Raw genomic sequence first — 23,232 nt, forward strand, 5'->3', positions numbered from 1 at the left:
CATGGTCAATAACCGGTGAACGGCGGGTGCAGGTGATAGGGATTGCGCGAATGGCAGGCGCCGTCGTATCCGGGGCCATGCTGTCGTACCAACATATCTATCACGCCGGGAACCCCGCCGATCTGCACAAGCACGCGCTTCTGGCTGCGATGCTGGCGCGGCTGACGGAGAAGCCCAAGCCATTGACCTACATGGAAACTCACGCGGGGCGTGCGCTTTATGACCTGTCCAGTGCCGAGGCGCTGAAGACGGGGGAGGCCGCGGCGGGGATTGGCGCCCACGCCGGGGATTTCCCCCCGGATCACCCCTATGCCCGTGTCCTGCGGGACATTCGGGCGCGGCATGGCGCCACGGCCTATCCCGGATCCCCGATGATCGCGGCGGAGCTGTTGCGGGAGGGTGATTCCCTCCACCTGGCGGAACTGCATCCGCAGGAGCAGGTGGCGCTGCAGCAGGCCATGGGTCGCCGGGCGAAGGTGCACCGGCAGGACGGCTACGAGATGGTGCTGTCCCTTTGCCCGCCGGAGCCCCGCCGGGGCATGCTGCTGATTGATCCCTCTTACGAGGTGAAGAGCGAATACGACCGCATCCCCGACGTGGTGAAGAAGCTGCATCGCGCCTGGAACGTTGGCGTTCTGGCGATCTGGTACCCGATCCTGAAGGACGGGCGGCACCTGCCGATGATCCGCGCGCTGGAGTCGCAGGACCTGCCCAAGGTATTGAAAAGCGAGGTGCGCTTCCCCCCGGTGCGGGAAGGGCACGGCATGGTCGGATCGGGCATGTTCATGGTGAACACCCCCTTCGGCACCGAAGAGGAGGCGGCCCGGCTGGCCGGGCTGATCGGAGGCGGAGGGTGAGCGAACTGGCGAAGATGAAGGCGGGGGAGTGGTTCAACACCCTGGATCCGGAGGTCGATGACCTGCGCACGGCCACCCGTCACGCGGTCTGGCAGCACAACACGCTGTCACCGGCCGAGCGGGGCCATTGCGGGCCGCTGCTGCGCGCCATCTGCGGGGCCTTCGATGAAAGCGCCTACCTGGAGGCGCCCTTCCATTGTGCCTATGGATTCAACCTGTTCCTGGGGCCGATGGTCTACCTGAATGCGGGCTGTGTCGTGCTGGACAGCGCGCCGGTGCGGATCGGTGCGCGGAGCATGCTGGGGCCGCAGGTCAAGCTGCTCTGCCCGGAACACCACCACGACCCGAAGCTGCGCGGCGAGGGGCAGGAGATCGCCCGCCCGATCACGCTTGGCGAAGATGTCTGGATCGGCGGTGGCGCAACGGTGCTGGGCGGGGTCACCATCGGCGATGGCGCCATCGTGGCGGCGGGGGCGGTGGTCACCCGCGACGTGCCGCCGGGCGGCAAGGTCGCGGGCGTGCCGGCAAGGGCGCTTTAGGTCCCCTCCCGGGATCAGGCTTCGGTGACGACGGGCTGATCGACGGCGCGCGGACGGCCGTCTTCGCCGACGGCGATCATGGTGAACTTCGCCTCGGTCACATGTTCGCGGATCGCGGTATAGGCGCGGCGGGACCAGACCTCGATCCGGATCACCATGGAGCTGCGGCCGACGTGATCCACGGCGGTATAGACGCAGAGCGTGTCGCCCACTTTCACGGGCTTCTTGAAGACGATCTGGTCGGCGGCGATGGTGACGGTGCGGCCGTTGCAGCGTTCATTGGCGCGGATGGCGGCGGCGAGGTCCATCTGAGACATGACCCATCCGCCGAAGATGTCACCGGCGGCATTGGTGTCGGCGGGCATCGCCAGGGTTCTGAGGGTCAGTTCCATGCCCTCGGGGTGATCTTGCGGCATCTCGGTCTCCTTGCCTGTCCCCCCTTCGTGCCCGAGATAGGGCGGTGCCTGCCCTTTGCGCAAGTTCTCCCTCCGCAGAGGCGCTATGCGCTGGTGCGAAGGCCAAGTGGTGCGCCCGTCATGATTTTCTGCCTGGATGGTCCGCAGACACCATTCGGCGGCGCAAAGGGAACGGCTGGACAGCGGGTGCGTTTTGCGCTGGTACGGCGGCAGGGTTGCGCTATCTGGAGCGCAGGCACGAAAGGAACGGGCATGAGCGGACTTCTGGCACTTCTCGACGATGTGGCGGCCATCGCCAAGGTGGCGGCGGCGTCGGTCGACGACGTGATGGGGCAGGCGGTGAAAGCCTCTGCCAAGGCCACGGGGGCGCTGATCGACGATGCGGCGGTGACGCCGAAATACGTGCAGGGCTTTTCCGCCAAGCGCGAACTGCCCATCGTGCTGAAAATCGCGCGCGGGTCGCTGTTCAACAAGCTGATCCTGCTGCTGCCGGTGGCCCTGCTGCTGTCCGCCTTTGCGCCCGGGCTGATATCGCCGTTGCTGATGCTGGGCGGGGCCTACCTGTGCTTCGAGGGGGGGGAGAAGATCTGGCACGCGGTGTCGACCGCGCATCACGACGTGGACGAGCAGGTGGCCAAGAAGACCGGCGGTGACGTCGGCCTGGAGGAAGAGAAGGTCAAGGGCGCGATCAAGACCGATTTCATCCTGTCGGCGGAGATCATGACGATCACCCTCTCGGCGCTGCCGTCCGACCTTGGGTTCTGGATGGAGGCCGGCGCCCTGGCCGTGGCGGGGGTGATCATCACCCTGGCGGTCTATGGTGCGGTTGCGGTGATCGTGAAGGCGGATGATTTCGGGCTTCTTCTGGCCTCCTACGGGCGGCTGGGGCTGACCCGCTGGCTGGGCCGGATGATCGTGCGCGGCATGCCTTTCCTGTTGAAACTGCTGACGATTGTCGGGACGGCGGCGATGCTGTGGGTCGGCGGGTCGATCATCACCCACGGGTTGCATGACCTGGGCTGGCACTGGCCCTACGAGACGATCCACCACGTCGCCGTGGCCGTGGCGGCGGGCCTGCCGGAGGCCTGGCATGCCGCGGTGGAATGGGTCGTGACCGCGGCCATCGACGGTGTGCTGGGCCTGCTTCTGGGGCTGGTGATCGTCTGGCTGACGGGGGTCGTGCGCGGCATCCTGGGCAAGAGCGGCGGGCACTGAGCCTTGGGCCCGCAGATCACCGTCGCCGCCCTGGCGGAACGGCTGGCAAGCGCCTGTGCGGAGGCCGGCGCGGGGCGGAAGATCGTCGCCCTGGCGGGGCCGCCCGGGGTTGGGAAATCCACGACCACGGGTCCGCTGGAAGCCGCGCTGCAGGCGCGGGGCGTCGCGGCGGGCGTGCTGCCCATGGACGGGTTCCATTACGATAACGCCATCCTTGCGGCGCGGGGCCTGCAATCCCGCAAGGGCGCGCCGGAGACCTTCGACGTGCCGGGCCTCTCCCGCCTGCTGGAAGCCCTGGCAGCCCCCGGGGCGCCGGACCTGGCCGTGCCGGTCTTCGACCGGGAGCTGGACCTGTCGCGCGGATCTGCCCGTATCATCCCGGCGGGGTGCCAAGTCCTTCTGGTGGAAGGGAATTACCTTCTGCTGCAGCGGGCGCCATGGGATGGCCTGCGACAGTATTTCGACCTCTCCGTCGCCCTGAGCTGCCCCGAAGCGGTGCTGGAAGCGCGCCTGATGCGCCGCTGGCTGGACCTGGGGCTGCCGGAGGCGGAGGCGCGGGAGAAGGTGCAGGGCAATGACCTGCCAAATGCCCGGACCGTGCTGATGGAAAGCGGGCCGGCAGATTTCCGTATCCTCACCGGCTGATCGCGGCCCCCTCGATCCGGCGCCGATCCGGTATCTGCTCCGCCCTCTGGCCTGCGCCCGAGCATACGATCACAGCGCGGATAATACGTGCCGGGGTACAATCCTGGGGGCGAAGCGCGTGAAATGCGACCATTTCCGATCCGCCGGGGGAGTTCGCGGCCCGCAGGTGTGGGCCGTGGGAACAGTCTGCCGCGCAGGCCTTAAGCGAGGGTAAAGAAAAAGGCTGCGCCCGGGGGGGCGCGACCTTGATCTGCAAGACGGCGGGATGACCCGGGTCAGCCAGCGTCCTTGTAGTTGATTTCCCGCGCATCGGCCCCTGCGCCAACCTTGGCGCGGCGGACGATCAGGCGGTTCAGCGCGTGGATATAGGCCTTCACCGAGGCGACCACGGTGTCGGTATCCGCGTTGGAGCCGGTGACGATCCGGCCATCTTCGTTCAGGCGCACGGAGACGGTGGCCTGGGCATCGGTGCCCTTGGTCACGGCGGACACCTGGTAGAGCTCCAGCTTGGCCGCGTGGGGGAAGATTTCCTTCACCGCGTTGAACGCCGCATCGACGGGGCCGTCGCCGGTGGTCTTGGCGGTCTTTTCGACGCCCTCGATGATCATCGTCATCTCTGCCGACTGGCCGCCGGTGCCGCAGACCACCACGAGGTCCTTGAGCTGCAGCGCATCCGGCGTCGCATCGTCGGAGACCCGGACGAGGGCGAGGATGTCGTCGTCGTAGACTTCCTTCTTGCGGTCGGCGAGGTCCTTGAACCGCGTGAAGATGTCCATCAGCTGGTTGTCGGCCACTTCGACGCCAAGCTGGCGGAGCTTGTCGCGCAGCGCGGCGCGGCCCGAATGCTTGCCCATGACGAGGTTGGTGGCGGCAAGGCCGACGTCCTCGGGGCGCATGATTTCAAAGGTTTCCGCGTTCTTGAGCATGCCATCCTGGTGGATGCCGCTTTCATGCGCGAAGGCGTTCTTGCCGACGATGGCCTTGTTGAACTGCACCGGGAAGCCCGAGACGGCAGCGACGCGGCGGGAGATGTTCATGATCTTCCGGGTGTCGATGCCGGTGGTGAAGGGCATGATGTCATGGCGCACCTTGAGGGCCATGGCCACTTCTTCCAGCGCGGTGTTGCCGGCGCGTTCACCCAGGCCGTTGATCGTGCATTCGATCTGGCGCGCGCCCGCTTCGACAGCGGCGAGCGAGTTGGCCGTCGCCATGCCAAGGTCGTTGTGGCAGTGGGTGGCGAAGATGATCTCATCCGCGCCGGGGACGCGTTCGAGGAGCATCTTGATCAGGTCGGCGGATTCCTTCGGCGCGGTGTAGCCCACGGTGTCGGGAATGTTGATCGTGGTGGCGCCGGCCTTGATGGCGATCTCCACCACGCGGCAGAGGTAGTCATGCTCGGTCCGGGTGGCATCCATGGGCGACCACTGCACGTTGTCGCAGAGGTTGCGGGCGTGGGTCACCGTCTCGTGGATCTTCTCCGCCATCTGGTCCATGTCCAGGTTCGGGATCGCACGGTGCAGCGGGGAGGTGCCGATAAAGGTATGGATTCGCGGGGATTTCGCGTGTTTCACTGCTTCCCAGCAGCGGTCGATGTCCTTGAAGTTGGCGCGCGAGAGGCCACAGATCGTGGCGTTGACCGCGTTCTTCGAGATCTCGGAGACGGCGTTGAAATCGCCTTCGGAGGCGATGGGGAAGCCGGCCTCGATGATGTCCACGCCCATCTCGTCGAGAAGCTGCGCGATTTCGAGCTTTTCTTCGTGGGACATGGTCGCGCCGGGCGATTGTTCGCCGTCACGGAGCGTGGTGTCGAAGATGAGGACGCGACCGGGATCGCTGGGGATGATGCTGGAAGTCATTGGAATCTCTCTTTCATTCTCCTGGGTGCCTGGGCGCGAAAGGCGTGTCCTCTGAGCGAGTCGCGCCGATACGGCACGCTCAGAGGCGAATTAGGAGAAGCAGGCCGGCACGCAGCAGGGCGCCCGGAAGCGGACGCTGTGCAGTGGTGATATGGGCCTGGGTCATCATGGCGCCTTCCTTAGCGGAAGAGCGGGGCCATGGAAAGGAGAAATCCACCCCCGTCCGTGCGGTGACGCCCGGGTTGAGCCTGCGCGGTTGGTTGAGAGATCATGAACGGGCCGGACCGGACGTCGGTACTGCAGTGCAGCGAATCAAAGGTGCGGGGCCTTGGTTAAAAGGGGTTTCGGGCCGAAATCGGCACGTCGGTACAACGTCGGTATCACGTCGGTATTGCGGCGGTGCAGCAGGCCGGAAATGGCCGGGTTAACGCAGCGTGCGGTGGGGGTGGCGGCAGAGAGGGGGGCGCAAGGCGGGGTGAACCCCGCCCTACGTGGGGGGCGTAGGGCGGGGTTTACCCCGCCGCCCCCGACAGCCGTCCCGACCGCCGTCCCCCGCCTGTCAGGTCAGACCAGCTCGTGGACCATTTCCTCGAGCGGCTTGCGCACCTTCTTCATCGGCAGCAGCCAGTCGCCATCGGCCTGGCGGTAGCCCAGCGGCAGGACGAGCACCGCGTGCAGGCCCTTTTCCTTCAGGCCCAGGACCTCATCCACGGCATCGGCGTTGAAGCCTTCCATCGGGGTCGAATCGACCTCCAGCTCTGCCGCGACGGCCAGGGCGAAGCCGAGCGCGATATAGGCCTGGCGCGCGGCATGGTCGTGGTTGGTCTGCGCGTCGCGCGGCAGGTACATGGACTTCAGCCGATCATAGTAGACCGCCAGCCCTTCGTTTTCGCCGCGTTCGGCGACGTTCTGGGCCAGGACCGCGTCGATCCGTTCGGCGGTGTAGTTGTCCCAGGCGGCGAAGACGAGCACGTGGGAGCCGTCGGTCAGCTGGGTCTGGCCATTGGCGGCCTCCTTCAGCTTCTCGCGCAGTTCGGGGTTCTTCACGACGAAGAGTTCGAAGGGCTGCACGCCGGAGGAGGTCGGCGCCATGCGGATGGCTTCGACGATCTGGGCGACCTTCTCCTCTGCCACGGGGCGGGAGGGGTCCATTTTCTTGGTGGCGTAGCGCCAGTTCAGCTTGTCAGTGAGCATTGGTTCGATCCGTGTTTGGCAGTGATGCAGTGGATGTGAGGAAATGCCCCTGCGAGTTCAACAAGGCTTTGCCGGGGTCCTGTGGGGCGGCCCCGGGCAGGGTGCTGAATCTATTCGGAAATATGCGGGTTCTCGCATTTGTGCACAGATCGCTGCGCAGCGGCATTGCGCGGGAATGGCACGGCTTTTGCCCCTTGAACGGGCATCCGGAGGCCAGGTTGCCCCTCCTCCTCCCCCCGCAAGGTCAGACGCAGAGCGGGGTGGTGCCCGCTGGATCGGCGGACGTCTGCAGGGGGAGCTTGGCGCCTCTCCCCTGCCGAGGAAGCTTGCATCGAAAGCGCTCCGCCCCTCCCATTTTTTGGCCAAAAATATCCTGGGGGGAGTCGCGCATCGCGCGGCGGGGGGCGAAGCCCCCCTCTACCTATAATTGACGCCTCCGGCGTCGGGGGGGGGAAATCCCCCTCCTGATCCGGCCTCAGTCCTGCCGGGCCGCGCGGATGACGGCGCAGGCCTTTGCCACCGCTTCCTCGATCGACATCTCGGAGGTGTCGAGCAGGACGGCATCGGCGGCGGGCACCATGGGGGCCGTGGCGCGGGCGCTGTCACGGGCGTCACGTTCGCGCAGGTCGGTCAGGACCGCGTCCAGCGTGGTATCGGTGCCCTTGGCGGTCAGTTCGAGGTAGCGGCGCCGGGCGCGGACGGCGTCGGAGGCGGTGACGAAAAGCTTCACCTCTGCATCGGGGCAGATGACCGTGCCTATGTCGCGACCATCGAGCACGGCGCCCCCCTGTCGGCGGGCGAAGGCGCGCTGGAAGTCGACGAGGGCGGCGCGGACCTCGGGGATGGCGGCCACTTCGGAGGCGGCGCGGGCCACGTCGGGGCTGCGCAGGTCGTCGCGGTCCAGGTCGGAGGCCTGCAGGGCGCGGGCGGCTTCGATGGGCGCCATGCCGTCGAGCCGTTTCGCCCCGGTGGCGCGGTAGAGCAGCCCGGTGTCGAGGTGCGCCAGGCCGAAGGTGCGCGCGACCTCCTTGGACAGGGTGCCCTTGCCGGCGGCGGCCGGTCCGTCGATGGCGATGGTAAAGCTCATGCTGGGTCCTCGTACTTACCCCTGCTTTCTAGCGTCCGAGGGCGCCCGGGGCCAGAGGCGGGATCTTCCGCCGGACTTGCCATGGGATCCCTGGGGGGATCCTGGGCAGCCTCAGGCGGATTCGAGCGTGGCGCCCAGGTCCGTCATCAGCGGCATGAAGATCGGGAAGGAGGTGGCGATGGGGCCCGCGTCGTCCACCGTCACCGGGGCCTTCGTCGAGAGGCCGAGGCAGAGGAAGGACATGGCGATGCGGTGGTCGAGGAAGGTTTCGCAGGTGAAGCCGCCCGGCACGTTGCCGGCGCCCATGCCCTTGACGATCCACCAGTCGGGGCCTTCTTCGACCTGCACGCCGTTGCCGCGCAGGCCGCGGGCCATGGCGTCGATCCGGTCGCTTTCCTTGACCCGCAGTTCCTTGACGCCGCGCATCACCGTATCGCCGGTGGCATTGGCCGCGACGACCGAGAGCACGGGATATTCGTCGATCATGGAGGCGGCGCGGTGGGGCGGCACCTCGATCCCCTTCATGTCGGGGGAATAACGGGCGCGCAGGTCGGCGACGGGTTCGCCGCCTTCTTCGCGGAGGTTCTCGAAGGTCAGGTCGGCGCCCATTTCCTGCAGCGTGGTGAAAAGGCCGGCGCGGGTGGGGTTGAGGCCGATGTTCGGCACCAGCACGTCGGAGCCGGGGGTGATCAGCGCGGCGCAGACGGGGAAGGCGGCGGAGGAGGGATCGCGCGGCACGACGATGGTCTGCGGCTTCAGTTCCGGCTGGCCCTTGAGGGTGATGACGCGGCCTTCGTTGGTGACCTCGGTCGAGATTTCCGCCCCGAAGCCCGCCAGCATTCGTTCGGTGTGGTCGCGGGTGGCTTCCTTTTCCACCACGACGGTTTCGCCGGGGGTGTTGAGGCCTGCGAGCAGGACGGCGGATTTCACCTGTGCGCTGGGCACCGGGGTTTCGTAGCGCACGGGTGTCGGGTTTTCCGCGCCGACAAGGGTCAGCGGCAGGCGGCCGCCCTTGCGGCCATAGGATTTCGTGCCGAAGAGCGCCAGCGGATCGGTGACGCGGGCCATGGGACGGCCGTTGAGGGAGGCGTCGCCGGTGAAGGTGACGGAGATCGGGCAGGTGGCCACGGCGCCCATGATCAGGCGCACGCCGGTGCCGGAGTTGCCGCAGTCGATCACGTGATCGGGTTCGGCGAACCCGCCGGTGCCGACGCCATGGACGCGCCAGTTGCCGTGGCCGAGGTTTTCCACCGTGGCACCGAAGCTCTGCATTGCCTTGGCGGTGTCCAGCACGTCCTGGCCTTCGAGCAGGCCGGAGATGTTGGTTTCGCCCACGGCCATGGCGCCGAAGATCAGCGCGCGGTGGCTGATGGACTTGTCGCCGGGCACGTTGGCCTCGCCCTTGAGGGGGGCGCCGGCGCGGGCGGTCATGGGCTGCGGTTCACCGTGGGCGGACATGGGATCTCCTCGCGTTCTGCGAGGGCCTGATAGCAGGGGCGTGGGGCAGGGTCACGCCTTATCAGAAGGGAACGGGGGTGCCGTGCTGATCGAAGAAATGGCCGGTGTCGGCGGGGGTGAGCGCGGCGAGGACCGAAAGCAGCCGCTGCGCGGCCTCCCGGGGCGGGACGGAGGGGTGGCGGGAGAGGTAGCGCGCGGTGAGCGGGGTGGCGACGGTGCCGGGGTGCAGCGCCACGCAGCAGGCGCGGGGATGCGTCCGGGCCAGTTCGATGGCGGCGCAGCGGATCACCTGGTTCAGCGCGGCCTTGGCGGCGCGGTAGGAGGTCCAGCCGCCCAGCCGGTTGTCCCCGATGGACCCCACCCGGGCCGAGAGCGCGGCAAAGGTCGCGGGCCGGTCGCGGGGCAGGAGCCGGGCGGCATGGCGCAGGACCAGCGCGGGGCCGGTGGTGTTGAGCGCGAATTGCGCCGCCATCGCCTCTGCCGTGAGGTCCTTCAGGGATTTCTCCGGCCGGTGGCCGTCGATTTCCAGCGCGCCGGTGGCGCAGAGGACCTGGTCGAAGGCCCCGGCGGGCAGGGCCGAAAGGTGCCGGTCGATGCAGGCGGGATCGGTCAGGTCGAAGCCGTCGTGACGGCGCGACAGGGTGGTGACGGTGGTGCCGGTCGTGGCAAGCCGGGCGGCCAGCGCCGCGCCGATGCCGCCCGAGGCGCCGAGGAGCAGGACATGTGTCATGCCCCCACTACGCGCCGCGGGGCGGATCGGGTCAATATCGGGCCTGAATTCGGTCCTGTATCGGGCCTGCGTCCAGATTTGGGCGCAGGCCCGGGCCGGGGTCAGTAGTCGCCGCTGCGTTCTGCCTCGACCACCACGGACATGCCGGGGCGCAGGTCGGCCACGTCGGGCTGCTCCGTGTCGATGGCGATCCGCAGGGGCAGGCGCTGGGCCACCTTGGTGAAGTTGCCGGTGGCGTTGGAGGAGGACAGGACCGAGAATTCGGAGCCGGTCGCGGGCGAGAAGCTTTCGAGGTGGCCCGAGAACTGCTGGCCGCCCATGGCATCTACCGTGAAGCTGACCGGCTGACCGATCCGGAGGCCTTCGACCTGGGTTTCCTTGAAGTTCGCGATCACCCAGGTCTGCGGCGAGACATGGGACATCAGCGTGGTCCCTGCAGAGACATACTGCCCCACGCGGACGGAAATCTGCCCCAGGGTGCCGTCTTCGGGCGCGTGGACGACGGTGTTTTCAAGGTCGATCTTCGCCAGTTCCAGGGCCGCCTGGGCCGAGGTGATGGAGGCCTGCAGCGTGCTGGTGGTGACCTGGGCCGACTTCAGGCTTTCCTGCGCCACGGCGACGGCGGCGCGGGCCTGGTCGACGCTGGCCTTGGCCTGGGCGAGGGAGAGCTGCACCTCGTCATAGGAGCTGGCGGAGACGACATCGTGTTCCTTCAGCTTGGCGTAGCGGTCCCAGCTGGCCTGGGCGGTGTCCTGGGCGGCCTGGGCGGAGGCGAGCGCGGCCTTCTTTGCCTCTACCGTTGCCTCGGCCGAGTGGATCGACTGGGCGTTGCTGTCGAGGTTGGCGCGGGCGGTGGCTAGGGTGGCCTCTGCCTGCTTGACGGCTTCCTTGTACTTGCGGTCGTCCAGCCGGGCGAGGACATCGCCGGCCTTGACCTGTTGGAAGTCCTGCACCGGCACTTCGGTGACGTAGCCCGAGAGCTGCGGCGCGATGGAGGTGACGCGGCCGCGGACATAGGCGTTTTCGGTGCGTACGCTGGCGCTGTCGAAGGGCGGCAGGTGCCAGGCGTAGAGCACGAAGAGGAGGCCGATGGCGCCGATGGCCAGGGCGACGAGAGAGTGGGAGAGCTTTTCGGAGAATTTCATGGCGTGTCTCAGGCGGTTGCGGGTGCGGCGGGGGCGTCACCCGTGGTGTTGGTTGGGCCGGCGGAGGGGCCGGTAGAGTTCGGGGTGGCCGCGTTCGGGGCAGCCGGGGCCGCGGGGGCGGCAGGGGCAGGGGCCGGGAAGAGCATCAGCCAGGCGACGTGCAGGATGAGCAGCGCCAGGGCCAGGCCTGCGATGCCGGCCAGCAGCAGGAAGACGTCGTTGTAGGCCAGGACGGTGGCCTGGGAGGACAGCTGGCTGGCCAGGGTCGATACCGCCTGCAGCTTGCGCTGGGTGACGTCGGTGATCTGGCTGGCATAGGCATTCATCAGCTGGGTGATGGAGGCGGTGACCGTGGGATCGCCCGCCATCAGCTGTTCCTTGAGCACGGCGGCGTGGTGGGCCGAGCGGTACTGGATGAAGGTCCTGAGCAGGCCGGAGCCGATCAGCGAGCCCAGCACCTGCGTCGACAGGAACACGGCGACGAAGGTCAGGATGTACTGCGGCCCCTTGGCCAGGGCCTTCATCAGGCCGACGGCCATGGCGGAGGGCATGTAGAGCATGCTGGCCGTGGCGATCAGGGCCTGGCTGACGAACATCTGTTCCGGCCGGGTCAGCACGGTGGAGTGGCTGTCCATCAGCGCGCCTGCGAGGATCATCGCCAGGGCCGCACCGTGGATCAGCGGGATCCGCTTGGGCGCGATCAGCAGGCCGCAGAGCGCGCCGCCCACCACGGTGAAGATCGAGATCACCCAGAACAGGGGCGCCATCTGCGCATTGCCGAGGCCCAGCGACATGAAGAGGTAGGGCGAGCCCACGGATTGTTCCGACAGCACGATGCGGAACAGCAGCAGCACACCGGTGAGGTGGAGCATTTCGGGCGTCGCGATCCAGCGGATGTCGATCAGCGGCGTGTCGCGGTGCAGTTCTAGCACCGCCGCCCCGGTCAGCGCCGCCAGGGCCACCGCCAGCGTTGCCCCCAGCCAGGGCGCATTGGTCCACCAGTCGGTGGTGCCCCAGGTGAAGACCGCCGCCACCCCGGCAAAGCCCACGGCGATGCCGGCATAGGACACCAGGTCCAGCGGGTGGATCACCTTCATGCGCGGCGCATGGGAGAGCGGCAGGTAGAGGATGAAGGGGATCGACATGAAGACGAGGCCCAGCACCAGGAACTTGGTCGCTTCCCAGCCGCCAAGGTCCCACAGGGTGGGGGTGAGCGCGCGGCCCAGCGGGGTGCCCAGCATGATCACCGTCAGCGCCCCGGTCAGCCCGACGGAGAGCTTTTTCGCGGGCGGCAGGGATTCCAGCATGTAGAGCACGGCGAGCGAGGTCAGCGGGGCCGCGGCGACGCCGGTGAAGAATTCGATCACGATGGCGGAATGCAGGTCATCGACGAAGAGGCCAAGCACGGTGGCAAAGACATAGGCGACCACGGACCAGAGCGCGAATTTGCGCAGGCCGTATTGCGTCCGCATCTTGATCAGCAACAGCGGAAGCGAGGCGCGCGGCGCCATGTAGGCCACCATGAGCCAGGTCGCCTGGGTCTGGGATGCGCCGATTTCGCCCGCGATCTGGCGGGTGTTGGCAAAGAGGAACCCCTGGCCCAGCGACTGCGACAGCCCGATGATCGAGGCCGCCAGCAGGAACAGCGCGACGCGCCAGTTCGGGTGGGCGATGGGGGCCGGTGCGGCGCCAGGGTTGGCGGAGGGGCCGGCAGAGGGACCTGCTGCGGGACCTGCTGCGGGGCCGGTTGGGGCGGTATTTGTATCAGTGCTGGCCATCACGGGCCTCTCGGGTCATGCGTTCGAGGTTGGCGAAGACCTTGGAAATCGTCTCTTCCGCCGCGTCGAGCTCCTCCGTCGGGATGCCGCGGATCAGTTCGCCGCGCAGCCGGTGGGAGAAGGCAATCAGGTCGCCTGCCTCGGACCGGGCGTGATCGGTCAGGAAGACACGGCGGATCCGCCGGTCTTCCTCATGCGGGCGACGTTCGACGAAACCGTCCTTCGACAGGCCGTCGAGGGTGCGGTTCAGCGTCGGTGCCTCGATCTGCAGGCGGTCGGCGAGCTCGGTCTGGCTGAGCCCCTCCTGGGCGGCGACCGTCAGGATCAGCTCCAGCCGGGAGAAGGTCAGCCCGTAGTTGCGCGCCCGCCGGTCATAGCACTTGCGCAGCGACCGGGAGAGCCGGGCGACGGATTTGAGCAGGAAGTGATCGGACTGGGCCGAGGTATGGGCCGAGGTATGGGGCTGGATCGGGGACATGGGACAGGGTCATCGGTTCGGAAACGGGGCGGCGGCGGGCAGACAATTTAGCCTGCTAACCATTAGGGCGCTAAATACATGTGAAGTTGCATTTTACAAGTCACGTTTTTCGGAACAGGTTGGGGAGAAATGGTGGAAAAATGTTGGTGGACAAGTGAAACAAGGGCTTTGATCGCGGCGGCGTGCGGCGCGGTCATGGCGGGATGTCGGGATCTGCATAGCAGCCACCCGGCCGGGGGGCTTTCGCCGCCCGGGGACGTGCCGTAACCGGAAGGGACCGCCGCGGCACGCCCGGGGGCGGATCCGGTGGAAGGGCCCAATGGCAAGACCCGGCAAGACGGACCGGTGTCGGTGAGAACGGGCAGAACAGGGAAGAGAACATGGATTTTCGCGCCATCGTCATGGGCGTCGCCTTCGTGCTGATGTGGTCGAGTGCCTTCACATCGGCCCGGATCATCGTGGAACATGCGCCGCCGATGCTGTCGCTGTCGGTGCGGTTCCTGATTTCCGGCCTGATCGCCATCGGGCTGGCTGCCGCCATGGGCCAGAAGATGCGCCTGACCCGCGCGCAATGGCGGGCGACAGTGATCTTCGGTGTCTGCCAGAACGCGCTGTACCTGGGTCTGTTCTTCATCGCGATGCAGTGGATCGAGGCGGGCTTTGCCTCGATCATCGCGTCGACCATGCCGCTGATGGTGGGGCTGTTCGGCTGGATCTTCCTGGGGGAAAAGCTGCGCCCGATGGCCGTGGGCGGGCTGGTCCTGGGGGTGATCGGCGTGGTGCTGATCATGGGCACTCGGATTTCCGGCGGGGCCGACCTGGGCGGGATCGCCCTGTGCATCCTGGGTGCTGCCGCGCTGAGCGTGGCGACGCTGTCGGCGCGGGGGGCGTCTTCGGGCGGGAATGTCCTGATGATCGTGGGTTTGCAGATGCTGGTGGGGTCGGCCTGCCTTGGCGTGGTGTCGCCCTTCCTGGAGGAATGGACCGTCACCTGGGACCTGTCGCTGGTGCTGGCCTTTGCCTACACGGTGATCGTGCCGGGGGTTGCGGCGACCTTCCTGTGGTTCGTGCTGGTCAACCGGATCGGCGCGGTGAAGGCGGCGACCTTCCACTTCCTCAACCCCTTCTTCGGCGTGCTGGTGGCCGCCGTGGTGCTGGGGGAGGAGATCGGCCCGCTGGACATGCTGGGCGTGGCCATCGTGGCCGCCGGGATCCTGGCGGTGCAGCTGTCGAAGCAGCAGCCGGTGGCGGCGGCGCCTGCGGGGGATTGAGCGGACAAGGCTGAAACAAAAGTGCCCGGATCTTCACGCGAAGTTCGGATGACAGGTGGGGCGCGAGGGGCGAGAAAGGGGCATGGAAATCCTGCTTGCCTACCTTGCGGGCCTGCTGACGCTGATCAATCCCTGCGTCCTGCCGGTACTGCCGATCGTGCTGGGATCCGCCCTGCAGGCGAGCCCGCGCGGGCCGCTGGCCCTGGCGGCGGGCATGGCGGTGTCCTTTGTCGCGCTGGGGCTGCTGGTTTCGGCCGCGGGCTTTGCCCTGGGCCTGTCGGAGGAAAGCGTGTCCCGGGCGGGGGCGGTGCTGATGCTGCTTTTCGGGCTGGTCCTGCTGGTCCCCCGGGCGTCGGCGGTCTTTGCCGGGGCCACCGGCGGATTTGCTGCCGGGGCCGATGCGCGCATCCGCGGGATCGAGGTCACCGGGGCGAGCGGGCAGTTCCTGGGCGGGCTGCTGCTGGGCGCGGTCTGGAGCCCCTGCGTCGGGCCGGTGCTGGGGGGCGCGATTTCGCTGGCGGCCTCCGGTCAGGACCTGTTGCGGGCCGGGATCATCATGGCGGGGTTCGCCGCCGGTGTGGCCACGCTGATCATCGTTCTGGGCTATGGCGCGCGGGGCATCCTGTTGCGCCGCCGGGCGCAGATGCAGGCGCTGGCGCGCCTTGCGCGGCCCGCGCTGGGCGTCATCTTCATTCTGGTCGGAACGGCGATCCTGTTCCGGCTGCATCACCTGGCCGAGGCCTGGGCGCTGCGCGTCCTGCCGCCCTGGCTGACGGATCTGTCGGTTGCGTTCTGAGGAGGTATCATCATGAAACGACGTCATTTCATCGCGGGCGGCGCGGCGCTGGCCCTGACCCCCGTGCCGGGGCTTGCGCTGGCGGAGGACCTGCCGGCGCCGCTGGCCTATGAACCGGGCGTCCTGAGCCAGCACCTTGATGCGGGCAAGACGGTCTTCCTGGACTTCAAGGCGAGCTGGTGCACCACCTGCGCCGCCCAGACCCGGGTGCTGGACAAGCTGAAGGCGGAAAACCCTGCCTATCTGGAACATGTGACCTTCATCGACGTCGACTGGGACACCTTTGGCCGGTCGCAGATGGCCGCGCGCATGCGGATCCCCCGCCGGTCTACGCTGGTCGTGCTGAAGGGGGATGACGAGCTGGGCCGGCTGGTGGCCGACACCCGCGAAGAGAAGATCCGCGCGCTGATGGATACGGCGCTGGCCGCCGCGACGGCGGCCTGAGGCACTGGTCCCGAGACCCTTGGCCCCGGGTTTGGTACGTGGTTCAGCTCTGGGTTCAGCTCTGGCTTCGCCTCCGGGGCAAGGAGCCGTATTGGCGCCCGTGGTTTGGGCCAGGGCCCCTGGGGCGGTCGGGTCAGCGGACCGCGCTGATCTGGTAGGCGGTGCCGGGGGCGACCCGCGCCTCTGACAGGGGGGCATCGCCGAACCAGCCAGAGCCGAGCGCGATGCCGCCTGCGAGGAGGGCAACGCCCGCCAACCCGAGGCTGAGCGTCTGTTCATCGGCTGGGGCAAGGTCGGCCAGCAGGGGGCGTGCGCCTGCCTGCGCCCGCCCGGTCGCGACGCCGGATGGCGCGGGGGGCAGACCCCGCCCGGGCCTGTCCCGTTGCAGAAGATTCCGGCGATCCCCCTGGCAATAACCCTGGGGATCGGCCCCGCTTCTGCCGAAGGCCCTGTTTCCAAGGGCTTCGGTAAAGGTGATGGCGTGGTTGGCTCTGTCGGTCACCTGACGCTCTCCCTGTCGGCGGCGCATGCGCCGCGTTTCCGCTGTCTCCCAACCCGGGGTGAGCCTCGGGCGAAAGTCTTAACATAAGGCAAACAGCGGTGGGGCCGTCAGGAGAGCAGGGCGAGCAGCACGGTCAGCGACAGGAAGGCGCAAGCGGTGGAGATGGTCACGGTCAGCGCCGCGGCGCCGGAGTGGCCGGAGCCCTGGGCGAGGATCGGGAAGATCCCGAATACCGGCATGGCGGTGGCCAGGATCAGCGCGTGGGAGAGCTCCCCCGGCGGCAGGGGCAGGGCCAGCAGCGCAAAGAGCGAGAGCCAGGCAAAGGCGATGGCGGGATGGACCAGCAGCTTGAACGCGGCGATGAAGCCGGCGAGCTTCAGGTTGCCCTTCATCGGCAGCCCCACCAGCGATCCGCCGATGAAGAAGAGCGCCACCGGCGAGGCGGCCCGCGACAGCAGGTCGAAGACCCGTTCCAGCGCCGCCGGCACCGGCAGGGCGAAGACGGAGAAGATGGTGCCCAGGATGATGGCGATGATGAAGGGCCGCTTGAGCACCGAGACCGCCACCTTGCCCAGGCGGCGGGGCAGGGATTCGCCGTTGCCGCTGTTGTTCAGGGCGTCGATCATGATCAGGCCGGTGGGCTGCAGAAGGAAGTTTTCCACCAGCAGGCACATGGCGAGGATCGAGGGCGCTTCCTCGGGGTAGACCATCTGCATGATGGGGAAGGCCAGGAAGGCGGAGTTCGGTGTGGCCGAGCCCATGACGCCGATGGCCCGCCGCCCCGGCCCCGTGCCGTTGAGGCGCAGGAGGGTCCAGATCAGCAGCTGGGTCGTCACCGCCGCCAGCACCAGCAGCAGCAGGAAGGAGGGGTTCACCAGGGAGGAGAAGCTACGCGTCGCCGTGGCGTGGAACAGCAGCGCGGGCAGCGCCACCAGCAGGACGAATTTTCCCAGCACGCCCATGGCGTGGGGATCGAAGACCTTCAGGCTGGTCAGCACGTAGCCGAGCGCGATCAGGGCGAAGATGGGGAAAGTGATGGTGAGGATGGCGAGCATTGGTTCTTACGTGTTCGTCTTTCCCCCCGGTCACCCGACCTATAGCTGCGGGCCGATCCGACCGCCAGCCTCTCCGATCTGGCCGCGGTGCAGAAGCAGGTGATCGAGGATCACGCAGGCCATCATCGCCTCTCCGACGGGCACCGCGCGGATGCCGACACAGGGATCGTGGCGGCCCTTGGTGATGATATCCGTCGCCTCGCCCGATTTCGTGATCGTCTGGCGGGTCTTGAGGATCGAGGAGGTGGGTTTCACCGCGAAGCGCACGACGATTTCCTGACCCGTCGAGATCCCGCCGAGGATCCCGCCCGCGTGGTTGGAGGAATAGACCGGCTGGCCGTCGTTGCCGGGGAAGATCTCATCCGCGTTTTCCTCGCCCGTGAGGCAGGCAGCGGCCATGCCTTCGCCGATCTCGACGCCCTTGACGGCGTTGATGGACATCATGGCGGCGGCCAGATCGGTATCCAGCTTGCCGTAGATCGGCGCGCCGAGGCCCGCGGGCACGCCGCGCGCGACGATTTCACAGATGGCACCGACGGAGTTGCCGGACTTGCGCAGCCCGTCGAGGTAGCTGGCCCAGCCTTCCGCGGCCGTCGCATCGGGGCACCAGAAGGGGTTTTCCTCGATCTGGGCCTCGTCGAAGCGGGTGCGGTCGATGCCGTGCGGGCCGATCTGGGTCATGTAGCCCCTGATTTCCACCTGCGGCGCCAGGACGCCAAGGGCGGCGCGGGCCAGGCCCCCGGCGGCCACGCGGGCCGCGGTTTCGCGCGCGGAGGAGCGCCCGCCGCCACGGTAGTCGCGGATGCCGTATTTCTGGAAATAGGTGATGTCGGCATGGCCGGGGCGGAATTTCTCGGCGATGTCGCCATAGTCCTTCGACCGCTGGTCGGTGTTGCGGATCATCAGCTGGACAGGCGTGCCGGTGGTCTTGCCTTCGAAGGTGCCCGACAGGATTTCGACCGCGTCGGGTTCGCGCCGCTGGGTGGTGTACTTCGACTGCCCCGGCTTGCGCCGGTCGAGCCAGAACTGCAGCAGCTCCGGATCCACGTCGATGCCCGGGGGGACGCCGTCGACGGTCGCGCCGAGCGCGGGCCCGTGGCTTTCGCCCCAGGTGGTGACGCGGAAGAGGTGGCCGAAGGAATTCATGGACATGGGGCGCTCCGGGGCAGGTTGGGCTGCTGGTTAGCCGATCAGGGGGGCTGGTGCAATTGCGAGGGCCATGTGGGGCCCGGGCAAGGGGTGTGGCGCACGGGGCATAAGGCGCGGGGCGTTCAGGGCGCTCAGCCCGGGGCGGCAACCCGGAAGCCGAGGTTCCCTGCGGAACTGTCGGGGTCGTTCCGGGTGCGGGAGTGGACGTGGTAGCGGTCGCAGTAGCTGTCGTGGCAGAGGTAGGAGCCGCCGCGCTGCACCCGGGCGTAGCCCTCGGCCGGGCCTTCGGGGTCACGCAGGGGACCGGTGCCCGCAGGCCGGGGGCCGAACCGGTCGGAGACCCATTCCCAGACGTTGCCCGTCATGTTGTAGAGCCCGTAGCCATTGGGCGCGAAGGCATCCACCGGGGCGGTGCCGATGAAACCGTCTTCGGCCGTGTTCACGGTGGGGAAGTCCCCCTGAAAGGTGTTCATCATGTAGCGCCCGCCCGGGGTGAGGTCGTTGCCCCAGGGGAATTTCTTCCGGTCCAGCCCGCCGCGCGCCGCGCGTTCCCACTGTGCTTCCGTCGGCAGGGACAGCCCGGCCCAGGTGCAATAGGCCAGCGCGTCGTACCAGGCGATATGGGTTGCGGGATGGTCGGGGCGGGACGCGGTATCGCTGCCGGGGCCTTCGGGGGCGGACCAGCAGGCGCCGTGCACCTGGCGCCACCAGGGCAGGCCGGGCGGGGTGTTGGGGTAGTCCTGCGGCCGGGGCAGGAGCAGGTGGAAGACCACGCTCCACCCTTCGCGTTCGGCCACGGTGCGGTATCCGGTGGCGGCCACGAAGGCGGCGAAATCGGTCACGGTCACCGAATGGGGGGAGATCCGGAAGGGGGAGAGCCGCACCCTGCGCCGGGGGCTGTCGAGGTCGGCGGGATAGGTCGAGCGGCGCGCGCCCATTTCGAAAAAGCCGCCGGGTACGGGCACCAGCCGGTCCAGCAGGGCGGCGCGGGTTGCCGCATCGGCCTGCGGGACGGCGAGCGCATCGGCCAGCAATACGCTGTCATCGGTCGTGGCCCCGCCGGCGCCATGGTTGGAGGTGCTGCAACATCCCTGGGTCATGATGCGGTTCCTTTCTCTGCCCTCTGGTGCCGCCGGGGGCGGGGCGGGTCAACCGGTTTCGACGCGGGCCGGCGGCGGGAACCGCTTGCAGGGAAGGCGCCCGGCGACTAGGCTGCGGCCTACCTCGGGGTGCCCTGATGCAGGGCTGAGATGCGACAGCGAACCCGTTGAACCTGATCCGGTTAATACCGGCGGAGGGATGGTCAGACAGGGGGCGCAGTGCGCCCGTCATGTCCCTGAACGTACTCCGCCCGTAGCAGATAGGAGGATGCCATGAAGCATCTTGCACTCGCCACGGGTTGTCTTCTTGCCACGCAGGCCGTGGCGGAGACCCCCGTTCTGAACGTTTACACCTATGAATCCTTCACCTCCGAATGGGGCCCCGGTCCGCAGATCGAGGCGGGGTTCGAAGCCGTCTGCGGCTGCGATGTGGTCTTTACCGGCGTGGGCGACGGTGCCGCGCTGCTGTCGCGGATCCGGCTGGAGGGCGCGCGGTCCGACGCCGACGTGGTGGTGGGGCTGGACACCTCGCTGATGGCGCAGGCGGAGGCGACGGGCCTCTTTGCGCCCGTCACCGCGACGGCGGAGTACGATCTGCCGATCAAGTGGACCGATGGCACCTTCGTGCCCTTCGACTGGGGCTATTTCGCCTTCGTCACCACCAAGGACGGCCCGCATCCGGCGAATTTCGAGGAGCTGGCGGCTTCGGACGCCAAGATCGTCATCCAGGATCCGCGCAGTTCGACCCCCGGCCTTGGCCTGCTGCTGTGGGTGAAGGACGCCTATGGCGACCGCGCCCCGGAGATCTGGCAGGGGCTGGCCGACAACGTGCTGACCGTGACGCCGGGCTGGTCGGAAGCCTATGGCCTCTTCCTCGACGGCGAGGCGGACATGGTGCTGAGCTACACCACCTCGCCCGCCTATCACGTCATTGCCGAGGGCGATGACAGCAAGGAGGCGCTGGCCTTCGACGAGGGCAATTACATGCAGGTGGAGATCGCGGGCAAGCTGGCGGCGAGCGACCAGCCGGAGCTGGCGGAGCAGTTCCTGCAGTACCTGCTGGGCGCCGAGGCGCAGGGCGTGCTGCCGGAAACCAACTGGATGTACCCGGCGGTGATGCCCGAAGGCGGGCTGCCCGAGGGTTTCCACGAGGTGGTTTCGCCCGAAAAGGCGCTGCTGATGGCGCCGGAGGCGGCCGAGGCGGCGCGCGGGGAGGCCCTTGAGGAATGGCGCGCGGCGCTTTCGCAGTAAGCCGGGGCACGGCTGGCGGGATGCTGGGACGCGCGGGGGCCGCTCTGGTCCTCGCGCTACTCTTCGTGCCGCTGGCGGTGGTGCTGCTGAATGCGGGCCTTGGCCCGGGGGAGGGGCGCGGCTTGCGGGCCGAGGACTGGTCCGCGCTGCGCTTCACCCTGATGCAGGCGGCGCTGTCGGCGGGGCTGTCGGTGCTCTTTGCCCTGCCGGTGGCGCGCGCGCTGGCGCGGCGGCGCTTCCCGGGGCGGCGGATCTTCGTCACCCTGACCGGGGCGCCCTTCCTGTTGCCGGTGACGGTGGCGGTGATGGGGTTGCTGGCGGTCTTCGGGTTGCGCGGCTGGGTCAATGACCTGCTGGCGCTGGCGGGGCTGGGGCCCTGGCGGATCTATGGATTGCCGGGGGTGCTGCTGGCCCATGTCTTCTTCAACATGCCGCTGGCGGTGCGGATGCTGCTGCAGGGCTGGCAGGCCATCCCGGCGGAGCGGTTCCGGCTGGCCGCATCGCTGGACCTGCCGCCGCTACAGGTGTTCCGGCTGCTGGAATGGCCGATGCTGCGGCAGGTGGTGCCGGGGGCGCTGGCGGCGATCTTTGCGATCTGCCTCGGCTCCTTTTCGGTCGCGCTGATCCTGGGCGGCGGGCCGCGTGCCACGACGCTGGAGCTGGCGATCTACCAGGCGTTCCTGTTCGATTTCGATCTGGGCCGGGCGGCGGTGCTGGCGGCGCTGCAGGCGGGCGTGGTGGCCACGGCGGCGGCGCTGGTGCTGGGGCTGGCGCGGGCCGACGGGTCGGGCGCGGGGCTGGACCGGGCGATGGCGCGGCGCGACGTGCCGGGCGGCGCGCTGCGGATCTGGGATGCGGGCTGGCTGCTGGCGGCGGGGGCCTTCCTGGTGCTGCCGCTGCTGGCGCTGGTGCTGGACGGGATCGGCGGGCTGGCCGACCTGCCGGCGCGGATCTGGCCCGCGATGGGCAATTCGCTGGCGGTGAGCCTGGGCTGTGCCGTCACCACCTGCCTGCTGGCGCTGGCGCTGTCGGCGCCCATGGCGCGCTGGGCGGAGGTGGTGGGGCTGATGCCGCTGGCGCTGTCCTCGCTGGTGCTGGGCACCGGGTTCTTCCTGATCCTCAACCCCGTCATCGCGCCGGGGCGGCTGGCCCTGCCGGTGACTCTGGTGGTCAACACGCTGATGGCGCTGCCCTTCTGCCTGCGCATCCTCGCCCCGGTCTGGGCGCGGGCGGAGGCCGATCACGGGCGGCTGGCCGATCAGCTGGGCCTGCGGGGGCTGTCGCGGCTGCGCTGGCTGCTGCTGCCGCGGATCCGGGGGCCGCTGGGCTTTGCCGCGGGCATTGCCGCCGCGCTGTCGATGGGCGACCTTGGGGTCATCACGCTCTTCGGCAGTCCGGAGCGGGAGACGCTGCCGCTGCTGATGTACCGGCTGATGGGGGCCTACCGCACCGATGCGGCGGCGGGGGCGGCGCTGGTGCTGCTGGCGATGTCCTTTGGCATCTTCTGGATTTTCGACCGGGCGGGAGGGCGGAATGCCTGAGATGGGGTCTCAAACGGGATTGGAGCTGCGCGGGCTGGTGCTGCAGCAGGGGGATTTCCGGCTGGAGGCCGGGTTTGCCCTGCGTCCCGGTGCGCGGGTCGCGGTGCTGGGGCCGTCGGGGGCGGGGAAATCGACCCTGCTGTCGGCGGTGGCGGGGTTTCTGGATCCTGTCGAGGGGCAGGTCCTGTGGCAGGGCGCGCGGATCGACGGGCTGGCGCCGGGGCGGCGGCCGGTGGCGATGCTGTTCCAGGATGGCAACCTGTTCCCGCATCTGGATATCGGGCGCAACGTCGCCCTGGGGATTTCGCCGCGCGGGCGGTTGTCCGGGGCGGAGAGCGCCCGCGTGGCGCAGGCGCTGGAGCGCGTGGGGCTGGGCGGCATGGGCGGGCGCAAACCCGGTGAGCTGTCCGGCGGGCAGCAGAGCCGCGCCGCGCTGGCCCGCGTGCTGGTGCAGGACCGCCCGGTGATGCTGCTGGATGAACCCTTCGCGGCGCTTGGCCCGGCCCTGCGGGCCGAGATGCTGGCGCTGGTGGCGGAGTTGCAGGCCGAAACCGGCGCGACCCTGCTGATGGTCAGCCATGACCCGAAGGATGCCGAGCGCATCGCGGAGGAGGTCGTGCTGGTCGATGCAGGCCGGGCGGAGGCGCCGGCGCCGCTGCGGCAGATGCTGGCCGATCCGCCGGAGGCGCTGCGCCGATACCTCGGTTCGGATTGACCATCGGGGG

At 68.4% G+C, this 23,232-nt stretch carries 23 protein-coding genes and 1 riboswitch; of the genes, 10 read left to right on the forward strand and 13 right to left on the reverse strand.

Annotated features, from left to right (window positions below; all coding sequences use genetic code 11):
- Positions 1-77: 77 nt before the first annotated feature.
- Both rlmJ and AC2IR1_RS01765 read left to right on the forward strand, forming a co-directional pair.
- On the forward strand, positions 78-857 hold the full coding sequence (rlmJ, locus tag AC2IR1_RS01760; protein ID WP_486476353.1) for a 23S rRNA (adenine(2030)-N(6))-methyltransferase RlmJ: 780 nt from the start codon (positions 78-80) through the stop codon (positions 855-857).
- Entirely contained in the window at positions 854-1,396 is a 543-nt protein-coding gene (locus AC2IR1_RS01765; protein WP_486474565.1) for a sugar O-acetyltransferase, read from the forward strand. The genes rlmJ and AC2IR1_RS01765 overlap by 4 nt, the downstream gene beginning before the upstream one ends.
- A 14-nt stretch (positions 1,397-1,410) precedes the next feature.
- On the opposite strand, the gene AC2IR1_RS01770 is transcribed toward AC2IR1_RS01765, so the two are convergent.
- A complete protein-coding gene (locus AC2IR1_RS01770; protein WP_486474566.1) occupies positions 1,411-1,812 on the reverse strand; it encodes an acyl-CoA thioesterase in 402 nt (133 codons plus the stop codon).
- A 252-nt stretch (positions 1,813-2,064) separates the two neighbouring features.
- On the opposite strand from AC2IR1_RS01770, the gene AC2IR1_RS01775 reads away from it, so the two are divergent.
- Positions 2,065-3,027 carry a DUF808 domain-containing protein gene (locus tag AC2IR1_RS01775; RefSeq protein ID WP_486474567.1) on the forward strand — a complete coding sequence of 321 codons (963 nt, stop codon included), beginning with the start codon at positions 2,065-2,067 and terminating at the stop codon, positions 3,025-3,027.
- A 3-nt stretch (positions 3,028-3,030) separates the two neighbouring features.
- Positions 3,031-3,672 (forward strand): nucleoside/nucleotide kinase family protein, encoded by a 642-nt coding sequence (locus AC2IR1_RS01780; protein WP_486474568.1) that lies wholly within the window; start codon positions 3,031-3,033, stop codon positions 3,670-3,672.
- Positions 3,673-3,947: 275 nt separating this feature from the next.
- On the opposite strand, the gene AC2IR1_RS01785 is transcribed toward AC2IR1_RS01780, so the two are convergent.
- The 8 genes from AC2IR1_RS01785 to AC2IR1_RS01820 all read right to left on the reverse strand — a co-directional run bounded on the left by AC2IR1_RS01785 (position 3,948) and on the right by AC2IR1_RS01820 (position 13,398).
- Entirely contained in the window at positions 3,948-5,528 is a 1,581-nt protein-coding gene (locus AC2IR1_RS01785; RefSeq protein WP_486474569.1) for a 2-isopropylmalate synthase, read from the reverse strand.
- Between the two features lie 564 nt (positions 5,529-6,092).
- Positions 6,093-6,722, reverse strand: a complete 630-nt coding sequence (locus AC2IR1_RS01790) for an NAD(P)H-dependent oxidoreductase (RefSeq protein WP_486474570.1) — start codon at positions 6,720-6,722, stop codon at positions 6,093-6,095.
- A 475-nt stretch (positions 6,723-7,197) separates the two neighbouring features.
- The gene (locus AC2IR1_RS01795) at positions 7,198-7,809 is read right to left on the reverse strand and encodes a (d)CMP kinase (protein ID WP_486474571.1); all 612 of its coding nucleotides are present in this window, start codon (positions 7,807-7,809) and stop codon (positions 7,198-7,200) included.
- Positions 7,810-7,920: 111 nt separating this feature from the next.
- Entirely contained in the window at positions 7,921-9,267 is a 1,347-nt protein-coding gene (aroA, locus tag AC2IR1_RS01800; protein ID WP_486474572.1) for a 3-phosphoshikimate 1-carboxyvinyltransferase, read from the reverse strand.
- A gap of 61 nt (positions 9,268-9,328) precedes the next feature.
- A complete protein-coding gene (locus AC2IR1_RS01805; protein WP_486474573.1) occupies positions 9,329-9,997 on the reverse strand; it encodes an SDR family NAD(P)-dependent oxidoreductase in 669 nt (222 codons plus the stop codon).
- Positions 9,998-10,098: 101 nt separating this feature from the next.
- The gene (locus AC2IR1_RS01810; protein ID WP_486474574.1) at positions 10,099-11,142 is read right to left on the reverse strand and encodes an HlyD family secretion protein; all 1,044 of its coding nucleotides are present in this window, start codon (positions 11,140-11,142) and stop codon (positions 10,099-10,101) included.
- Between the two features lie 8 nt (positions 11,143-11,150).
- The gene (locus AC2IR1_RS01815; RefSeq protein ID WP_486474575.1) at positions 11,151-12,920 is read right to left on the reverse strand and encodes an MFS transporter; all 1,770 of its coding nucleotides are present in this window, start codon (positions 12,918-12,920) and stop codon (positions 11,151-11,153) included.
- On the reverse strand, positions 12,907-13,398 hold the full coding sequence (locus AC2IR1_RS01820; RefSeq protein WP_486474576.1) for a MarR family winged helix-turn-helix transcriptional regulator: 492 nt from the start codon (positions 13,396-13,398) through the stop codon (positions 12,907-12,909). The genes AC2IR1_RS01815 and AC2IR1_RS01820 overlap by 14 nt, the downstream gene beginning before the upstream one ends.
- A 380-nt stretch (positions 13,399-13,778) precedes the next feature.
- Between AC2IR1_RS01820 and AC2IR1_RS01825 the strand changes: the two genes are divergently transcribed.
- The 3 genes from AC2IR1_RS01825 to AC2IR1_RS01835 all read left to right on the forward strand — a co-directional run bounded on the left by AC2IR1_RS01825 (position 13,779) and on the right by AC2IR1_RS01835 (position 15,909).
- Entirely contained in the window at positions 13,779-14,669 is an 891-nt protein-coding gene (locus AC2IR1_RS01825; protein ID WP_486474577.1) for a DMT family transporter, read from the forward strand.
- An 82-nt stretch (positions 14,670-14,751) separates the two neighbouring features.
- Positions 14,752-15,465 (forward strand): cytochrome c biogenesis CcdA family protein, encoded by a 714-nt coding sequence (locus tag AC2IR1_RS01830; RefSeq protein ID WP_486474578.1) that lies wholly within the window; start codon positions 14,752-14,754, stop codon positions 15,463-15,465.
- Between the two features lie 12 nt (positions 15,466-15,477).
- On the forward strand, positions 15,478-15,909 hold the full coding sequence (locus tag AC2IR1_RS01835) for a thioredoxin family protein (RefSeq protein WP_486474579.1): 432 nt from the start codon (positions 15,478-15,480) through the stop codon (positions 15,907-15,909).
- 133 nt (positions 15,910-16,042) lie between these two features.
- Here the strand turns inward: AC2IR1_RS01835 and AC2IR1_RS01840 are convergent, their stop codons facing one another.
- The 4 genes from AC2IR1_RS01840 to AC2IR1_RS01855 form a co-directional block, all read right to left on the reverse strand.
- The gene (locus tag AC2IR1_RS01840) at positions 16,043-16,411 is read right to left on the reverse strand and encodes a hypothetical protein (protein WP_486474580.1); all 369 of its coding nucleotides are present in this window, start codon (positions 16,409-16,411) and stop codon (positions 16,043-16,045) included.
- A gap of 107 nt (positions 16,412-16,518) precedes the next feature.
- Positions 16,519-17,466 (reverse strand): AEC family transporter, encoded by a 948-nt coding sequence (locus AC2IR1_RS01845; protein WP_486474581.1) that lies wholly within the window; start codon positions 17,464-17,466, stop codon positions 16,519-16,521.
- 39 nt (positions 17,467-17,505) lie between these two features.
- On the reverse strand, positions 17,506-18,618 hold the full coding sequence (gene aroC, locus AC2IR1_RS01850) for a chorismate synthase (RefSeq protein ID WP_486474582.1): 1,113 nt from the start codon (positions 18,616-18,618) through the stop codon (positions 17,506-17,508).
- A 128-nt stretch (positions 18,619-18,746) separates the two neighbouring features.
- Positions 18,747-19,715 carry a formylglycine-generating enzyme family protein gene (locus tag AC2IR1_RS01855; RefSeq protein ID WP_486474583.1) on the reverse strand — a complete coding sequence of 323 codons (969 nt, stop codon included), beginning with the start codon at positions 19,713-19,715 and terminating at the stop codon, positions 18,747-18,749.
- A 115-nt stretch (positions 19,716-19,830) separates the two neighbouring features.
- A riboswitch (TPP riboswitch) is annotated at positions 19,831-19,932 on the forward strand.
- Between the two features lie 56 nt (positions 19,933-19,988).
- On the opposite strand from AC2IR1_RS01855, the gene thiB reads away from it, so the two are divergent.
- The 3 genes from thiB to AC2IR1_RS01870 are packed head-to-tail and all read left to right on the forward strand — an operon-like array spanning position 19,989 to position 23,222.
- Positions 19,989-20,966: a thiamine ABC transporter substrate binding subunit gene (thiB, locus tag AC2IR1_RS01860; protein WP_486474584.1), complete on the forward strand. Its 978-nt coding sequence runs from the start codon at positions 19,989-19,991 to the stop codon at positions 20,964-20,966.
- Positions 20,967-20,986: 20 nt separating this feature from the next.
- Positions 20,987-22,507 carry a thiamine/thiamine pyrophosphate ABC transporter permease ThiP gene (locus AC2IR1_RS01865; RefSeq protein ID WP_486474585.1) on the forward strand — a complete coding sequence of 507 codons (1,521 nt, stop codon included), beginning with the start codon at positions 20,987-20,989 and terminating at the stop codon, positions 22,505-22,507.
- A gap of 1 nt (position 22,508) precedes the next feature.
- The gene (locus tag AC2IR1_RS01870; RefSeq protein WP_486476354.1) at positions 22,509-23,222 is read left to right on the forward strand and encodes a thiamine ABC transporter ATP-binding protein; all 714 of its coding nucleotides are present in this window, start codon (positions 22,509-22,511) and stop codon (positions 23,220-23,222) included.
- Positions 23,223-23,232 lie beyond the last annotated feature (10 nt).

This window comes from Pseudooceanicola sp. NS-SX8 (assembly GCF_057380755.1).

What these genes read in the sequence shown, in the direction of transcription:
- rlmJ (WP_486476353.1), top strand. Translation starts at nt 78, where the DNA reads ATGCTGTCGTACCAACATATCTATCACGCCGGGAACCCCGCCGATCTG.
- AC2IR1_RS01770 (WP_486474566.1), bottom strand. Translation starts at nt 1,812, where the DNA reads ATGCCGCAAGATCACCCCGAGGGCATGGAACTGACCCTCAGAACCCTG.
- AC2IR1_RS01775 (WP_486474567.1), top strand. Translation starts at nt 2,065, where the DNA reads ATGAGCGGACTTCTGGCACTTCTCGACGATGTGGCGGCCATCGCCAAG.
- AC2IR1_RS01785 (WP_486474569.1), bottom strand. Translation starts at nt 5,528, where the DNA reads ATGACTTCCAGCATCATCCCCAGCGATCCCGGTCGCGTCCTCATCTTC.
- AC2IR1_RS01790 (WP_486474570.1), bottom strand. Translation starts at nt 6,722, where the DNA reads ATGCTCACTGACAAGCTGAACTGGCGCTACGCCACCAAGAAAATGGAC.
- AC2IR1_RS01795 (WP_486474571.1), bottom strand. Translation starts at nt 7,809, where the DNA reads ATGAGCTTTACCATCGCCATCGACGGACCGGCCGCCGCCGGCAAGGGC.
- aroA (WP_486474572.1), bottom strand. Translation starts at nt 9,267, where the DNA reads ATGTCCGCCCACGGTGAACCGCAGCCCATGACCGCCCGCGCCGGCGCC.
- AC2IR1_RS01805 (WP_486474573.1), bottom strand. Translation starts at nt 9,997, where the DNA reads ATGACACATGTCCTGCTCCTCGGCGCCTCGGGCGGCATCGGCGCGGCG.
- AC2IR1_RS01810 (WP_486474574.1), bottom strand. Translation starts at nt 11,142, where the DNA reads ATGAAATTCTCCGAAAAGCTCTCCCACTCTCTCGTCGCCCTGGCCATC.
- AC2IR1_RS01815 (WP_486474575.1), bottom strand. Translation starts at nt 12,920, where the DNA reads ATGGCCAGCACTGATACAAATACCGCCCCAACCGGCCCCGCAGCAGGT.
- AC2IR1_RS01820 (WP_486474576.1), bottom strand. Translation starts at nt 13,398, where the DNA reads ATGTCCCCGATCCAGCCCCATACCTCGGCCCATACCTCGGCCCAGTCC.
- AC2IR1_RS01825 (WP_486474577.1), top strand. Translation starts at nt 13,779, where the DNA reads ATGGATTTTCGCGCCATCGTCATGGGCGTCGCCTTCGTGCTGATGTGG.
- AC2IR1_RS01830 (WP_486474578.1), top strand. Translation starts at nt 14,752, where the DNA reads ATGGAAATCCTGCTTGCCTACCTTGCGGGCCTGCTGACGCTGATCAAT.
- AC2IR1_RS01835 (WP_486474579.1), top strand. Translation starts at nt 15,478, where the DNA reads ATGAAACGACGTCATTTCATCGCGGGCGGCGCGGCGCTGGCCCTGACC.
- AC2IR1_RS01845 (WP_486474581.1), bottom strand. Translation starts at nt 17,466, where the DNA reads ATGCTCGCCATCCTCACCATCACTTTCCCCATCTTCGCCCTGATCGCG.
- aroC (WP_486474582.1), bottom strand. Translation starts at nt 18,618, where the DNA reads ATGTCCATGAATTCCTTCGGCCACCTCTTCCGCGTCACCACCTGGGGC.
- AC2IR1_RS01855 (WP_486474583.1), bottom strand. Translation starts at nt 19,715, where the DNA reads ATGACCCAGGGATGTTGCAGCACCTCCAACCATGGCGCCGGCGGGGCC.
- thiB (WP_486474584.1), top strand. Translation starts at nt 19,989, where the DNA reads ATGAAGCATCTTGCACTCGCCACGGGTTGTCTTCTTGCCACGCAGGCC.
- AC2IR1_RS01865 (WP_486474585.1), top strand. Translation starts at nt 20,987, where the DNA reads ATGCTGGGACGCGCGGGGGCCGCTCTGGTCCTCGCGCTACTCTTCGTG.
- AC2IR1_RS01870 (WP_486476354.1), top strand. Translation starts at nt 22,509, where the DNA reads ATGGGGTCTCAAACGGGATTGGAGCTGCGCGGGCTGGTGCTGCAGCAG.